The sequence below is a fragment of the Streptomyces sp. NPDC092369 genome, from assembly GCF_044755245.1.
GTDB lineage: Bacteria > Actinomycetota > Actinomycetes > Streptomycetales > Streptomycetaceae > Streptomyces.
Genome location: NZ_JBIVQP010000001.1, coordinates 515,994 through 531,253, shown reverse-complemented (window position 1 = coordinate 531,253; position 15,260 = coordinate 515,994). Strand labels below are relative to the sequence as shown.

At 69.1% G+C, this 15,260-nt stretch carries 12 protein-coding genes; 6 read left to right on the top strand and 6 right to left on the bottom strand.

Translation table 11 applies throughout. The features are described from left to right. Positions 1–49: 49 nt before the first annotated feature. Positions 50–2,038 carry a GTP-binding protein gene (locus ACIQI8_RS02310; RefSeq protein ID WP_402343746.1) on the top strand — a complete coding sequence of 663 codons (1,989 nt, stop codon included), beginning with the start codon at positions 50–52 and terminating at the stop codon, positions 2,036–2,038. A 93-nt stretch (positions 2,039–2,131) separates the two neighbouring features. Continuing rightward, positions 2,132–3,988: an endoglycosylceramidase gene (locus tag ACIQI8_RS02305; RefSeq protein ID WP_402343743.1), complete on the top strand. Its 1,857-nt coding sequence runs from the start codon at positions 2,132–2,134 to the stop codon at positions 3,986–3,988. A gap of 89 nt (positions 3,989–4,077) precedes the next feature. On the opposite strand, the gene vanX is transcribed toward ACIQI8_RS02305, so the two are convergent. Genes vanX through ACIQI8_RS02290 form a run of 3 tightly spaced genes read right to left on the bottom strand, consistent with a single transcriptional unit; the run spans position 4,078 to position 6,699 of the window. Beyond that, positions 4,078–4,686: a D-Ala-D-Ala dipeptidase VanX gene (gene vanX / locus ACIQI8_RS02300; protein WP_402343740.1), complete on the bottom strand. Its 609-nt coding sequence runs from the start codon at positions 4,684–4,686 to the stop codon at positions 4,078–4,080. Beyond that, entirely contained in the window at positions 4,683–5,723 is a 1,041-nt protein-coding gene (gene vanA-Sc / locus ACIQI8_RS02295; RefSeq protein ID WP_402343737.1) for a D-alanine--(R)-lactate ligase VanA-Sc, read from the bottom strand. The genes vanX and vanA-Sc overlap by 4 nt, the downstream gene beginning before the upstream one ends. Continuing rightward, positions 5,716–6,699, bottom strand: coding sequence for a D-isomer specific 2-hydroxyacid dehydrogenase family protein (locus tag ACIQI8_RS02290; RefSeq protein ID WP_402343734.1), 984 nt, complete (start codon positions 6,697–6,699; stop codon positions 5,716–5,718). Before ACIQI8_RS02290 ends, vanA-Sc begins: the two co-directional genes overlap by 8 nt. A gap of 124 nt (positions 6,700–6,823) precedes the next feature. Between ACIQI8_RS02290 and murF the strand changes: the two genes are divergently transcribed. Continuing rightward, a complete protein-coding gene (gene murF, locus ACIQI8_RS02285; RefSeq protein ID WP_402343731.1) occupies positions 6,824–8,167 on the top strand; it encodes a UDP-N-acetylmuramoyl-tripeptide--D-alanyl-D-alanine ligase in 1,344 nt (447 codons plus the stop codon). 120 nt (positions 8,168–8,287) lie between these two features. Here the strand turns inward: murF and ACIQI8_RS02280 are convergent, their stop codons facing one another. After that, positions 8,288–9,448, bottom strand: a complete 1,161-nt coding sequence (locus ACIQI8_RS02280) for a lipid II:glycine glycyltransferase FemX (RefSeq protein ID WP_402343728.1) — start codon at positions 9,446–9,448, stop codon at positions 8,288–8,290. Positions 9,449–9,574: 126 nt separating this feature from the next. Here ACIQI8_RS02280 and ACIQI8_RS02275 point away from each other — a divergent pair, with 126 nt between their 5' ends. Next, on the top strand, positions 9,575–10,669 hold the full coding sequence (locus ACIQI8_RS02275) for a sensor histidine kinase (protein ID WP_402346636.1): 1,095 nt from the start codon (positions 9,575–9,577) through the stop codon (positions 10,667–10,669). A gap of 72 nt (positions 10,670–10,741) precedes the next feature. Continuing rightward, complete coding sequence (locus ACIQI8_RS02270) at positions 10,742–11,404, top strand: TetR/AcrR family transcriptional regulator (RefSeq protein ID WP_402343725.1); 663 nt, start codon at positions 10,742–10,744, stop codon at positions 11,402–11,404. A 63-nt stretch (positions 11,405–11,467) separates the two neighbouring features. On the opposite strand, the gene ACIQI8_RS02265 is transcribed toward ACIQI8_RS02270, so the two are convergent. Next, positions 11,468–12,697: a glycosyltransferase gene (locus ACIQI8_RS02265; RefSeq protein ID WP_402346634.1), complete on the bottom strand. Its 1,230-nt coding sequence runs from the start codon at positions 12,695–12,697 to the stop codon at positions 11,468–11,470. Between the two features lie 250 nt (positions 12,698–12,947). Here ACIQI8_RS02265 and ACIQI8_RS02260 point away from each other — a divergent pair, with 250 nt between their 5' ends. Continuing rightward, entirely contained in the window at positions 12,948–14,915 is a 1,968-nt protein-coding gene (locus ACIQI8_RS02260) for a ricin-type beta-trefoil lectin domain protein (RefSeq protein WP_402343724.1), read from the top strand. Positions 14,916–14,923: 8 nt separating this feature from the next. On the opposite strand, the gene ACIQI8_RS02255 is transcribed toward ACIQI8_RS02260, so the two are convergent. Then, positions 14,924–15,259: a hypothetical protein gene (locus tag ACIQI8_RS02255; RefSeq protein ID WP_402343721.1), complete on the bottom strand. Its 336-nt coding sequence runs from the start codon at positions 15,257–15,259 to the stop codon at positions 14,924–14,926. Position 15,260: the final 1 nt, after the last annotated feature.

Genomic DNA, 15,260 nt, shown 5'->3' with positions numbered 1-15,260 from the left:
ATGTCCACCCAGGAAGGTATGACCCCTCACCCAAAGGACATGACGCTTCGTGCACTTGCTCAACCTCGGCATCCTCGCCCACGTCGACGCAGGTAAGACCAGCCTGACCGAGCGGCTGCTGCACACCGTCGGTGTGATCGACGAGATCGGCAGCGTCGACGACGGGAACACCCGTACCGACACCCTCGCGCTGGAGCGCCGGCGCGGGATCACCATCAAGTCCGCCGTCGTCTCCTTCCAGGTCGACGACGTGACGGTCAACCTCATCGACACCCCCGGCCACCCGGACTTCATCGCCGAGGTGGAGCGTGTGCTCGGTGTGCTCGACGGCGCCGTGCTCGTGGTCTCGGCCGTCGAGGGCGTCCAGGCGCAGACGCGCGTCCTGATGCGGACACTGCGCCGGCTGCGCATCCCGACCCTGCTGTTCGTGAACAAGATCGACCGCCGCGGTGCCCGTCAGGACGGTGTGCTGCGCGAGATCGCCGACCGGCTCACACCGGCGATCGTGCCCATGGGCACCGCCGAGGGACTCGGCACGTCCGATGCCCGCTTCACCGGGGGACTCGCCCCGAGCGCGCTGGACGTCCTGGCCTCCCAGGACGACGAGGTGCTGTCCGCGTACGTCGAGGGCACCCTCTCGCCCGACCGTCTCCGCGCGGCGCTGGTCACCCGCACCCGCCGGGCCCAGGTCCATCCGGTGTACTTCGGCTCCGCGATCACCGGCGCGGGCGTCCGCGAACTGGTCGCCGGGATCGGGGAGTTGCTGCCGCCGGCCGACGGGGACTGCGAAGGGCCGGTCTCCGGCACGGTGTTCAAGGTGGAGCGGGGTCCGGCGGGGGAGAAGGTGGCGTACGCCCGGATCTTCGACGGCACCCTGCGCACCCGCGACCGCGTCCCCTTCGGCGCGACAGGGACGCGGGACGGGGCCCGCCCAGAGGGCAGGGTCACCGCGATCACCGTCTTCGACCACGGCACCGATGTCCGTCACGACGCCGTCCCCGCCGGCCGCATCGCCCGGCTGTGGGGTCTGACCGACGTACGGATCGGCGACACGATCGGCGAACCCCGCGACACCCAGGGGCACTTCTTCGCCCCACCGACCCTGGAGACGGTCGTCGTCCCGGGCCCGGACACCGACCGCGGGGAACTCCACCTCGCCCTCGGTCAACTCGCCGAGCAGGACCCGCTGATCGACCTGCGCCACGACGAACTACGCCGTGAACTCTCCGTGTCGCTGTACGGCGAGGTGCAGAAGGAGGTCATCCAGGCGACGCTCGCCGACGAGTACGGACTCGACGTCACCTTCCGGGAGACGACCACCATCTGCGTCGAGCGACCGGCCGGCTCCGGCGCGGCGGTCGAGTACAACAAGAAGGACGACAACCCGTTCCTCGCGACGGTCGGTCTGCGCGTCGACCCCGCCCCGACCGGCTCCGGCGTCGCCTTCCGCCTTGAGGTGGAGCTGGGCTCCATGCCGTACGCCTTCTTCAAGGCCGTCGAGGACACGGTCCGCGAGACCCTCGGACAGGGCCTGTGCGGCTGGCGGGTCCCGGACTGCACGGTGACCATGACCCACTGCGGCTACTCGCCCCGGCAGAGCCACGCCCACCAGGGCTTCGACAAGAGCATGTCCAGCACCGGCTACGACTTCCGGGGCCTGACCCCGCTCGTCCTGGTCGAGGCGCTGAAACGGGCGGGGACGCGCGTGTACGAGCCGATGCACGCGTTCCGTGTCGAGGCCCCGGCCGACACCCTGGGCGCGCTGCTGCCGGTGCTGACCTCACTGCGGGCGGTGCCGGAGAGCACCGAGACGCACGGAAGCGTGTGTGTGCTGTCGGGCGCGGTACCGGCCGGCCGCGTGCACGAACTGGGCCGTCGGATCCCCGGACTCACGCGCGGCGAGGGCGAGTTGGAGAGCGTCTTCGACCACTACGCGCCGATCACGCACGGCACGGTGCCGGCCCGGCCGCGCACCGACCACAACCCTCTCGACCGCCGGGAGTACCTGTTGAACATGAGCCGACGAGTGGGCAGTTGAGGTGACTGGGGCGAAACAGGTCCGAAAATCCTGAAACTTACTCAAGAGTCAGAAGTATTGACGGTATCGGGAAATCCCCGGACTGTAGTGGACATGCCGAATATCCGGGCTCGTCTGCTCGTGGTTCTGGTTGTCCTCTGCGGATTCCTGACGGTGGCGGGTGCCTCGCCCGCCACCGCCGCCACCGTCCCCGACTCCCTCTCGTTCGACGGCACGACTCTCACCGTGTCGAACGGCCGCTTCGTCGACGCCACCGGCCGCGAGGTCGTCCTGCGCGGCTACAACGTCTCCGGCGAGACCAAGCTCGACGAGAACAGCGGCCTGCCCTTCGCCTCGGTGGCCGACGCCAAGAAGTCGGCGACCGCGCTGCGCGCCCTCGGCGGCGGCAACGCGGTCCGCTTCCTGCTGTCCTGGGCCTACGCCGAACCCGTGCGCGGCCAGGTGGACACGGGCTACCTGGCCGCCGCGACCGCGCAGATGCAGGCCTTCCTCGACGCCGGCATCCGCGTCTACCCCGACTTCCACCAGGACCTCTACTCCCGGTACCTGTTCAACTCCGGCAGCTGGTACACGGGTGACGGAGCCCCCAAGTGGGCGGTGGACCTGGGGAGTTACCCCCAGGAGTACTGCGGGATCTGCTTCTTCTGGGGACAGAACATCACCGGCAACGCGGCCGTGACCAAGGGGCAGTACGACTTCTGGCACAACAACTACGGCTTGCAGGACGCCTTCCTCGCGACGGCGCAGTCCACCATGACCTACCTCGCGCAGCACCTCACCACCGCCGAGTTCGCGGGTGTCGTCGGCTTCGACCCGTACAACGAGCCGTTCGCCGGCACCTACGACTCCGGCCAGGCCTCCCGGACCTGGGAGGCGAACCTGCTGTGGCCCTTCTACCAGAAGTTCCGGGCCCGGATGGACGCGGCAGGCTGGCAGAGCAAGCCTGCCCTCGTCGAGCCGAACCTCTTCTGGAACTCCAACATCGACTCCCAGAAGCAGGAGGGCGGCCTGCTGGACGCGGGCGCGCTCGGCTCGCGCTACGTCTTCAACACCCACTTCTACGATCAGAAGGCCATCTCCGGCATCCTCATGTGGGGCAACGCGTCCGACGGCCAGTACGCGACCGACTTCGGCAGGATCCGCGACCGGGCCTCGGCCGCCGGGACCACGGCGATCGTCAGTGAGTTCGGGCACCCCCTGAACGGGACGGTCGCGGGCAAGGCGCCGACGGTCCTGAAGGCGATGTACCAGGCACTGGACTCCCGTGTCCCCGGGGCGAGTTGGTGGGCCAGCCCGGCGAACTCCGGTCCAGTCCTGTCCGGTTCCCAGTGGCAGTGGGACATCTACAACGGCCGTCACCACGAGCTGATGAACGACAACCCCGACAAGGTGCTGACGTCCGGTGACGCCTGGAACGACGAGGATCTCTCCGCCGTCAGCATGAACGACGCCGGCACGGTGGCCCTCCGCCAGGACGCCCGGCTCCTTGACCGGATCTACCCGAGCGCGACCTCCGGCTCCACGGCCGCGTTCACCTACGAGGACCGCTCCCGGGACGGGTCGACGACCCTGACCTGGAACCCCGTACCGAGTTCGCTCCCGAACGTGACCTCGCTGGTGGGCTCCGGCCAGTACAGCCTGCTGGTGTGGCGCTCGGGCAGCGCCACGGCACCCACCGAACTGCACCTCCCGGCGTCCTTCCCGACCGCCACGACCACGGTCGTCTCCGACCTGGGCACGGTGTACGCGCCGCCCGCCTACACCTCGTCGACCCCGGTCGGCGTGGCCTTGGAACCGGGCGGCACCGGCAGCCGCCGGCTGCTGCTGACGGACTCCGACTCCGGCGTACTGCACTACGCGCTGGTGACCAACGGAGCCACCTCGCCGTCCGCCGCGCTGCTGAGCGCGGCGAAGTCCGAGCTGGCGGCCTGGGCGGCTGCGAGGTTCTGAGAAGGGTGACTGGGAAGAGGCTCTGATTAAGGAAAGGTCCGGCCAGGCCCTGCACCGGTCGACTCCGGTGAGGGTCGGCCGGTTCTCCTCTAGGTGATGGGAAAGTCGAAATAGGTGTCCGGGAACGGTTCGGCTTCGAGTGTGTAGTGCCACCACTCGCAGGCATAGGAGCGAAAGCCGCAGGTCTCCATGATGGAGCGGAGATACTGGCGGTTCGCCGCCTCGGCTTCCGTGACGCCTTTCGCCCCGTGATGGGAGATCGGATCCATCAGGTCATGGCCGCCTCCCATGAGTGCCAGTTCATCCGTCTCCAGGTGAAACAGCGTCAGGTCGACGGTGCTTCCGCGGCTGTGACCCGACCGGGCGGCCACATAACCCAGGTCGAACATCCCGGCTCTGTCGATGTTCGGATAGTGGCGAAGCTTCGTCCGGCCGTCCTCCGGCTGTTGTGACCATCGGAGAAAGCGGTCCACGGCACGTTGCGGGCGATAACCGTCCCAGAGAAGCAGGCCGAAGCCGAGGGACTCGGCCTTCTCCTGAGCCTTCTCCAGAGCCGCGCACACATCCCGCGTACCGACGATTCGGTTGGCCAGATACCCGTCCACCGGCTTGCCGGTGAAGTTGTCCCAGGTGGCGTACTTGGCGTCCCAGCGTATTCCGGACACCACCTCGTCCACGAAGACGAAATCCTCGTTCATCGCATCTTCCCCGTCAGTGCCAACGACACCACCCGGTCGATCACCTCGGAAAGCGGCAGGCCGGCGGCCGCCATCATCCTCGGATAGCGGCTGTACGAGGTCAGGCCGGGCAGGGTGTTGACCTCATTGAGGACGACTTCTCCGTCCTCCCTGAGGAACATGTCCACCCGCGAAAGTCCCGTGCAACCCAACGCGCGGTACACCGCCTTCGCGGTCTCCTGGACGAGCGAACGCGACTCCGCCGGAATGTCGGCCGGAACGATCGGTGTGGAGTTCTCGGAACCGCTTTCGGGCTCGTCCTCCTGGTGGATGCGGAAGAACCCGTGCGAGAGGGAAATGTGGTCCACCTCGCCGGCGAACAGTTCCAGCTCGTTCCCGAGAATGGCGCACCCGATCTCGCTGCCGACGACGGCCTCTTCGATCAGCACCTTCGAGTCGTACCGCCGTGCGTTCTCCAGGGCGCTCAGCAGCTCCTCTTTTCGGGACACCTTGCTGACGCCGAAGGACGACCCCGAACGGGCCGGTTTCACGAAGACCGGATAGGTGAGTCGGTCGGGGTCGATCTTCTCGTGCGCCATGACGGTCCAGAAGGTCGGCGTGGCGATGCCCGCGCTCCTGGCGACGAGGTAGGCGAGAGACTTGTCCATGCACAGCGCGGAACTCTGCACATCGCAGCCGACGTAGGGGATGCCGGAGAGCTCCAGCAAGCCCTGCACCGCACCGTCCTCGCCGAGCTTGCCGTGCAGGACGGGCAGTACGAGGTCCAGGCCGATCGTCTCGTACCGTCCCTGGTCCAGGACGAGCAGACCGCGGGCGCTCCTGTCCGGGGACAGCAGGGCCGGCCTGCACCTGCCGGCCTCCCAGTCCGGGCCGGGCCCGTCGCAGAGCTGCCAGGCACCGCTCATCGTGATCCCGACATAGAACGGTTCGTACTTCTCGAGGTCGAGGTTTCGGGCGACCTCCTGCGCGGACTTGACGGAGACGGGGTGCTCCTCGGAGGAGCCGCCGAATATGACGCCGACCTTCAACCTAGCCATGCTGACTCCTGCTTTCGAATTTCAGGCAGTTGGAGAGGGAGTTCTCGACCATGTCGCTGAGGGCGTGGTCCGTGTAATAGGCGGTGTGCGGACTGATCAGCACATTCGGCAGACTCTGCAGCCGCAGCAACGGCTTGCTGTCGATGGGTTCGTCCCTGTGGTCGGCGTAGAAAATGCCTTCCTCTCCTTCGAGGACGTCCAGCGCCGCGCCGCCCAGCCTGCCGCTCTCCAATGCCTCCACGAGGGCCTCGGTGTCGATGAGCGCGCCACGTCCGGTATTGACGATCAGCGCGCCATGTTTCATCTGCTCCATGCGCCGCCGATCCAGCAGATGGCGTGTCTCCGCGTTGAGCGGTGCGTGGAGCGTGACCATGTCGCTCAGCTTCAGCAATTCGTCGAGCGGTACGTAATCGGCGGTGGATCCGGGGCGATTGTCATGGGCCAGGATTCGGCAGCCGAAACCTCGGAGCCTGTCCATGACCGCCGAGCCGATGCGGCCCGTGCCGATGACTCCGACGGTCAGATCACGGAGTTCCTTCCCGCGCAGTTCACTCAGTCGGTAATCATGCGTGTCCGTGCGACGGATGATGGATTTCGCGTCGCGCACCGCCATCAACATCAGCATCAAGGTGTAGTCCGCCACGCTGTCCGGCGAGTAGCTGACGTTCTCGACGGAAATGCCGACACTGTTCGCGTAGTCCACATCGATGTGGTTGTAGCCGATGCTCCTCGTGGAGATGTACGTCACGCCGGCTCGGGCAAGTGCACGGAGAGTGACATTGGTTATGTGCGTCTTGTGGCCGACGCTGATGCATCTGCTGCCGGAGGCCAGCTCAATGGTTGTCGTGGACACCGGCGCCTCGGTAATGATCGGCGTTACGCCGAATCGAGGCGTCAGCTCTCGGAACAAGACGGCTTCATCTGGGCCGCACCCGTACATGGTGATACGGAGCGGTTCGCTGTCGCTGTCGGTCATGCCCACAGTCAAGGGGGCGTGGTGTTGCCCGGACGTATGTGGTTTTCGATATGCCTGCGATACGCGGTGCTGCCTTGACTGGAGACATGCCTTTCCAAGAAACAGCCTCCATGAGAGCCCGGTCATGATCCCGCTCGGCCTTGGCGAGATCGCCGCGGTCGTCGGCGGGGTCATCGAGGGCGACGACGCGGTGAAGGTCACCGCGCCGGCGGTGCTCGACGGCCGGCAGGCCGAGCCGGGCGGCCTCTTCGTGGCCTTCACCGGCGAGCACGTCGACGGCCACGACTACGTCGGCCAGGCGAGCCGGGCCGGCGCGGTGGCCGTGCTCGGCTCCCGGCCCACACCGCTCCCGACCGTCGTGGTCGAGGACGTCCGGGCCGCGCTGCAGGTGCTCGCGGCCCACGTCGTGGCCCGGCTGCGCGACGGACTGACCGTCGTCGCGGTGACCGGTTCCCAGGGCAAGACCGGTACCAAGGATCTGCTGGCGGCCGTGCTGTCGAGCACCGCGCCGACGACCGCCACCGTCGGCTCGCTCAACAACGAACTCGGCGTGCCGCTCACCATGCTGCGGGCAAGCACAGCCACCCGGTTCCTCGCCCTGGAGATGGGCGCGCGTCACGTCGGCGACATCGCCCGGCTCACGGACCTGGTCGCGCCCGACATCGCCGTGGTCCTCAACGTCGGTCAGGCCCACCTCGGCGAGTTCGGGTCGCGCGCGGCCATCGCCAGGACCAAGGGCGAGTTGGTGCGGGGGCTGGCGCCCGGCGGCACCGCCGTCCTCAACGCCGACGACCCGCGCGTGGCCGCGATGCGTACGCTCACCGACGGTCCGGTGCTGACCTTCGGCCGGGCGGAACACGCCGATGTGCGGGTGCTCGACCTGACCCTTGACCGGCTCGGCCGTCCGTCCTTCACGCTGCGGACCGCCGACGCCTCGGCCCACGTGACGCTGCCGTTGACCGGCGCCCACCAGGCACTGAACGCGTCGGCCGCCGCCGCGGCGGGGCAGGCGGCCGGCATACCCCTCGATGTGGCCGCGGACGCACTCGCCACCGCCTCGCTCTCGAAGTGGCGTATGGAGCGGCGGGACCTCGCCGGTGGCGCGACGCTGCTCAACGACTCCTACAACGCCAACCCCGACTCGACCCGCGCCGCCCTGGACGCGTTGGCGGCGATCCACGGCGGCCGTCGTATCGCCGTACTCGGCGCGATGCTCGAACTCGGCGCCGACAGCGAGGCCGAACACCACGCCGTCGGGGCGTACGCCGCCTCCCGGGCCGATGTGGTGGCCGTGATCGGCGAGACCGCCCGGCCGCTCGCCGACGGCGCGGGGGAGCGCGCGGTGCTGCTGGCCGACAACGACGCGGCCGTCGACTGGCTGCGCGGCCATCTCGTCGCCGGCGATGTGGTGCTCGTCAAGGCCTCGCGCGGGGCGCGCCTCGACGAAGTGGCCGCCGCGCTGCGGTAGTTGGGCGGGGTGACGTGACGCTGGTCGAGGTTGGGCGTATCGAGGTGCGCCACTCCGGCTCGGCCCGCATGACAGCCGGGCCGGAGTTCCACGCTCAGGGTTTGCGCCGCCTCACGTAGCTCAGCGTCCGCGCCGCCTCATGTAGAGGTCGAACGCCCGGTAGACCATCGGCCGCAGGGGCAGGTCCCACTCGCCGACGTACCGCACCGCCCGGCCGCCGGTGCCGACCTTGAACCGGATCAGCCCGACGTGCGGGTCGTCGGCGTCGAGGGTGGGGGTGATGCCGCGCAGGTCGTAGACATCGCAGCCGGCCGCCAGTGAGTCGCGGATCATCGCCCACTGGCAGGCGTTGGAGCCACGCACCTCGCGCTTCTGGGTGGAGGAGGCGCCGTAGGAGTACCACGCGTGCGCGCCGACGCGGACCAGGACGGTGGCGGCGACCAGGTCGCCCTCGTGGTGGGCGAGGTAGAGCCTGATCCGATCGGGATCCTCTGTGCTCAGCGCCGCGAACATGGTCTCGAAGTAGCGCAGCGGGCGGGGTGTGAAGCGGTCCCGCTCGGCGGTGTGGACGTAGAGGTCGTGGAACGCCTTCAGGTCCCGACCGGGCGTGCTCCCGACCGTGACCTCGACGCCCTCCTTGGCCGCCTTCTTGATGTTGCGGCGCCATTGCTGGTTCATCCCCTTGAGCAGGTCGTCCTCGGACCTGCCCGCAAGCGGGATCTCGTACTTGAACTGCGGATGCCCGACCCCGAAGCCGTCCTCCGGGTTCTGCGGCAGCCAGCCCGCGCCCCTGAGCCGGTCCGCCACGCGCGCGCCGACCGGGTCGGACCAGTCGCCGGACATCTCGGTCAACCGCCTGATGCCCGGGTCGGTCATACCCTCCTTGACCTGGGCGGCGCCCCAGGTGTTCGTGCGCACCGGCGGCCCGAGCCGGATCGCGAACGCGCCGTGCGCCTTGAGATACGCGGCCAGCGGGTCGAGCCACGCGTCGATCTCGCCGGTCCAGTCGATGACCGGGCCCTCGGGCAGATAGGCCAGTGTGTAGCGGTCGAGCCGCGGCACCGGGCGGTGCAGGACGAGCCCGGCACCGACCAGCCGCCCGCGGTCGTGCCAGCCGAGGGACTCGCTGCGCCACTCGGTCTTGACGTGACCCCAGGCCGGGGTCTGCAGAAAGCTGACCGACCGCTGCGCCCGCACGAACGCCAAGTGGTCGGCGGCGCTGATCGGCCTGACGGTCAGGTTCACGCCCGCGGGGGTTCGTACCGTTTCGCTGTAGGACATGTCTTCAGCCAAGGCAGCGCGGTGTTGCCGGTGCGTATGCGGTTTTCGGTACGGCGACGATATGCGCCGGCTCCTAGCATTGAAGGCATGCGCGAAAGGCAGGAGATCGTGGACAGGGCTCCCGGGATGAGCGCTCGTCTCAAGCTCACCCTCAGCTACGCCGGATTCCTCATGCTCGCCGGCGTCCTGCTGCTCACCGCTGTGTGGATGTTCCTCCTGCGGTACGTCCCCAATCGCGCGATGCTCATCAACCCCGACGACAGGACGCACGGCGTCTTCCCCATCCGGTCCGCCCTCCTGGGCGTCTTCGCTCCGAGGGCGGCTGCGGTCCTGGCGTTCCTGCTGGTCTTCGGGCTCCTGGGAGGCTGGATCCTCGCCGGCCGTATGCTCGCCCCCCTGACCCGGATCACGGAGGCCACCCGCACGGCCACGAGCGGATCGCTCTCCCATCGGATCCGGCTGCCGGGCCGCAAGGACGAGTTCCGCGAACTCGCCGACGCCTTCGACACGATGCTCGCCCGGCTCGAAGCGCACGTCGCCGAACAGCAGAGATTCGCCGCCAACGCCTCCCACGAACTGCGCACACCGCTGGCCGTCTCGAAGTCACTGATCGATCTGGCCCGCACCGACCCGCATCACGACAGCGGCCAGATCATCGAACGTCTCCACGCCGTCAACACCCGAGCGATCGATCTCACCGAGGCCCTGCTCCTGCTCACCCGCGCCAACCAGCGGTCCTTCACCCGAGAGCCCGTCGACCTCTCCCTCGTGGCGGAGGAGGCCGCCGAAACCCTCCTGCCGCTCGCGGAGAAGCAGGGCGTCACCATCGAGACCTGCGGCGACATCGCCCCCACGATCGGATCGCAGGCGCTCCTGCTGCAGCTGATCACGAACCTCGTGCAGAACGCGATCGTGCACAACCTGGCGAAGGACGGCACCGTGTGGGTGACCACCGAGGTTCGCCCCGAGACCGTGGTGGTCACCGTCGAGAACACCGGCGAGATCCTCGCCCCCCAGCTGGTCTCGACCCTCACCGAGCCGTTCCAGCGCGGCACCAAGCGCATTCACGCCGACCACGCGGGCGTCGGCCTGGGCCTGGCGATCGTCAAGACCATCGTCCTCGCGCACGACGGAACCCTCACCCTCGCCCCGAGGCAGGCCGGCGGGCTCCGCATCGCGGTGGAACTGCCCGCCGCGCCGAGCGTCCTTCCGCGCCGCTGAGGAAGGGGGCGCCCTTCTCGCCGACGCCGATGACACGACAAACTGTCGTATCAGGCGGCGAGGGAGGAATCAGTGGCGGGCAGGCTCAGGGCCCCGACCGGACGCTACGGCGGCAAGTCGGCCACGGAACGGCAGGCCGAACGGCGCAGGAGATTCCTCGACGCCGCCTTAGACCTGTTCGGCGACAGACCCGGCTACCGCGCCACCACGGTCGCGGCGCTGAGCGAGGCCGCGGGACTCTCGACGCGACAGTTCTACGAGGAGTTCCGCACCCTCGAAGACGTGCTCGCCGCGCTCCATCTCCAGGTCAACGGATGGGCCGAGGACGCAGTCCTGGCCGCGTTCGCCGAGGCCCGCGACCTCCCGCTCGCCGAGCGTGTCACCGCGATGTTCAAGGCCTACGCCGCGAACGTCAGCGCCGATCCGCGCCGGATCCGCATCACCTTCGTGGAGATCATCGGCGTCAGCCCACGCCTGGAGGAGCAGCGCCTGGCCCGCCGCTCCCGCTGGGTCGACCTGATCTGCGCCGAATGCGACGCGTCCGCCGCCCGGGGCCAGGCGGCCCAGCGCGACTACCGCATCGCCGCGACCGCCTTCATCGGCAGCGTGAACGGCCTGCTCCACGACTGGAGCGCCGGATGGCTGGAGGCGACCCTGGACGAGGTCGTCGACGAACTGGTCCGGCAGCTGCTCGGGATTCTGCGGCCGGAGGGCTGGTCCCCGGAGGTCGAGTGAGCCCACCGCCCGACCTGCCGGCTCACCCCCTCGGCCGACCGTCGCACCTGCACGCCCGCTCCCTCAAGCGCCCAGCCTTTCCACCGCCTTCACCACCGGCGCCACGCCGTCCTCGGCACGGATCCGCGCACCCCACTCCGCCGCCCGGCGCCCCAACTCCGCGTCCCGCGTGGCCCGTTCGAGCGCCGTAGCCAGCGTGTCGGTGGTGAGGCGACGCAGTGGAACCGCACACGGAGCGACTCCGAGGCGGACCAGGCGTGCCGACCAGAAGGCCTCGTCGAACTGGATCGGCACCGGCACCGCGGGGACCCCGGCCCGCAGGCCCGCGCCGGTCGTGCCCGCGCCCGCGTGGTGGACCACGGCGGCCATGCGCGGGAACAGGGCGGAGTGCGGGATCTCGTCCACGGTCAGCATGTCGTCGCCGGACGCCTCCAGACCGCCCCAGCCCCGCTGGATCACCCCGCGCAGTCCGGCCCGACGCAGGGCGCGCACGACGTCGGCGCTGAGCCGCCCGGGATCGGGCACGGTCGCGCTGCCCAGGCCGACGTACACCGGTGGCGGACCGGCGTCGAGGAAGTCCCGTACCGGGGTGGGCAGTTGGGTTTCGACGTCGTACGGCCACCAGTAGCCCGCGATGTCGAGTCCCGCCCGCCAGTCGGCGGGTCGCGGCACCACCAGTGGGCTGAAGCCGTGCAGGACCGGCGGCGCCAGTCGCTCGCGGGCCCGCCAGGCCGTGACGGCGCCCATGCGTGGCAGTCCCAGCCGGTCCCGTACGGCGGGCAGGGTCCCGGCGAAGACCTGCTGCACGGCCAGGTTCACGACCTGACCGGCGATGCGGTTGCCGGTGGCCCCCAAGGACCGGGCGCTGAGCATCGGTGGCGCGAACTCCTGTGTGGGGCTGAGGGGTTGGAGGGGGACGTCCAGGCTCGGGAGGGACAGACCCTCGGCGATCGTGTGCCCGAGCGGAGCCACGGACGGGGCCAGGAGCAGCAGGTCGCTCGATCGGGCCGCCACCACGAGGTCGTCGGCCATCCGCCCGACGACATCCCGCGCCATCGAGACGAGACGCACGAGTTTGCCCATGCCGGTCGCGCTGTCGTGCAACCCTCGCCCGCGTGAGGACTCCAACTCCGCCCGCGGGTCCACCGGCAGGGGATGGAAGCGGACTCCGGACCCCGCCACCAGCGGCTCGAACCGGGCGTGCGTGACCAGGGTGACCTCGTGCCCGGCCCGGGAGAGCCCGTGCCCGAGCCCGGTGTAGGGGGCCACGTCGCCCCGGGAGCCCGCCGTCATGATCGCTACCCGCACGATGGTCAAGTATGGGCCCGCGACGCGTCGCAGGGCGACAACGCCCCGGCAACAACGGCCACTTCACGCCTGTCACATCCGTTGACTTCCGTCTCCCCCTGGCTCTACTTTCGGCGCGCAACGCGTTCGGTTAACCGATCCACGTTCGAGATACCGACCACATTGGCCCTCTCGATCACCGTGACCGCCCTTCCCCATCCACGACCGTCTTCGGGACCCACGCCGAAGGAGCCGCATGAACCCCCCGACGCTCACCATCCACCGAGGTCTCGTCCGACGCTGCAGAGCCGCCGCCGTCCGACTCCTCGTCCTCGCCCTGAGCGCGGCCGCCGCGCTGCTGTTCGCCGGTCCCGCCCCGGCGCAGGCGGCGACGAGCCGTCAGATTGCCGTGCCCACCGCCCCCATGGGCTGGGCCTCCTGGAACAGCTTCGCCGCGAAGATCGACTACAACGTCATCAAGCGGCAGGTCGACGCGTTCGTCGCCGCCGGGCTGCCCGCGGCCGGGTACAAGTACATCAACATCGACGAAGGCTGGTGGCAGGGCACCCGCGACAGTGCGGGCAACATCACCGTCGACACCGGCGAGTGGCCCGGCGGCATGAGCGCCATCGCCGACTACATCCACAGCAAGGGCCTCAAGGCCGGCATCTACACCGACGCCGGCAAGGACGGCTGCGGCTACTACTACCCGACGGGCCGCCCCGCCGCTCCGGGCAGCGGCAGCGAGGGCCACTACGACCAGGACATGCTGCAGTTCTCCCAGTGGGGCTTCGACTTCGTGAAGGTCGACTGGTGCGGCGGCGACGCGGAAGGCCTCGACGCGGCGACGACGTACACGTCGATCAGCTCCGCGGTGACGAAGGCGACGGCCGCGACCGGCCGCCCGCTCACCCTCTCCATCTGCAACTGGGGCTACCAGAACCCCTGGAACTGGGCGCCGGGCCTGGCACCCATGTGGCGGACCAGCACCGACATCGTCTACTACGGCAACTCACCGTCGATGACGAACCTGCTGTCCAACTTCGACCAGACCCTGCATCCGACCGCGCAGCACACCGGCTACTACAACGACCCGGACATGCTGATGGTCGGCATGACCGGCTTCACCGCGGCCCAGAACCGCACCCACATGAACCTCTGGGCGATCTCCGGCGCACCCCTCCTGGCGGGCAACGACCTGACCACGATGACCTCCGAGACCGCCGGGATCCTGACCAACCCCGAGGTCATCGGTGTCGACCAGGACGCGCGCGGGCTCCAGGGCGTCAAGGTCGCCGAGGACACGACCGGACTCCAGGTCTACGGCAAGGTGCTCAGCGGTTCCGGCAACCGTGCCGTCGTCCTCCTCAACCGCACCTCCTCCGCCCAGAACATCACCGTTCGCTGGTCCGACCTCGGTCTGACCAACGCCGGCGCGACCGTCCGCGACCTGTGGGCGCGCGCCAACGTCGGTACCCACGGCACGAGTTACACCACCGGCGTCCCGGCGGGCGGCTCGGTGCTGCTGACCGTCACCGGCGGCACCGAGGCGTCGAGCAGCACCTACACCGGCACCTCCAGCTTCTCGGGCGTGGTCGCCGGCAGCACCGGCGTGAAGACCGTGGACGTCGCCTACACCAACAACACGTCCACCGCCCGCGCCGCGACCCTCAAGGTCAACGGCCAGGGCACGACGGCGGTCTCCTTCCCGCCCACCGGCTCCGCGCAGGGCACCATCTCCGTCCAGGTCGGCCTGGCGAAGGGCTCCGCCAACACGTTGACCTTCACCGGCGCCCCGACCCTGGCCGACATCACCGTCCGCCCACTACCGGGAGCCAACGGCACCCAGGTCATCGGCGCCCAGTCCGGCCGCTGCCTGGACATCTACAACAACACCATCACCAACGGCACCCAGTCCGAACTCTGGGACTGCAACGGCGGCCAGAACCAGTCCTGGACGTACACCTCCCGCAAGGAACTCGTGGTGTACGGCAACAAGTGCCTGGACGCCTACAACCTCGGCACCACCAACGGCACCAAGGTCGTGATCTGGGACTGCAACGGCCAGAACAACCAGAAGTGGAACGTCAACTCCGACGGCACCCTCACCAACATCAACGCGGGCCTGTGCCTGGACGCCTACAACGGCGGCACCGCCAACGGCAGCCAACTCGTGCTGTGGACCTGCAACGGCGGTACCAATCAGCAGTGGTCGCTGTCGTAGGACAGCCCCTAGGCGCACACGAGCAGCAGAACGGCCGTGACCGCGGCGCACGTCAGCAGCCAGCAGGCCAGCAGGCGGCGCCGCAGGTCGCGGTACGCCTCCTCGTACTCGCCCCGCACCTCCCGGGCGCGCTCTGCGGTGCGCTGCCAGGAGGCGCGGGCGAGCGCGAGGTACTCGGCCTCGAACCGCCGCTCCACCTCGGTTCGTTGATGCTCCGTCAGCCAGACCAGCGAAGCGGTGAAGCGCATGGCGGCAGCGTGCCCCTGTTCGCGCTCGGCGGCGAGGAGCAGATGGCCCTCGATCTCGTTGAGGAACTCCCTTGTGTCCACCGGGTGTTCGTCCATC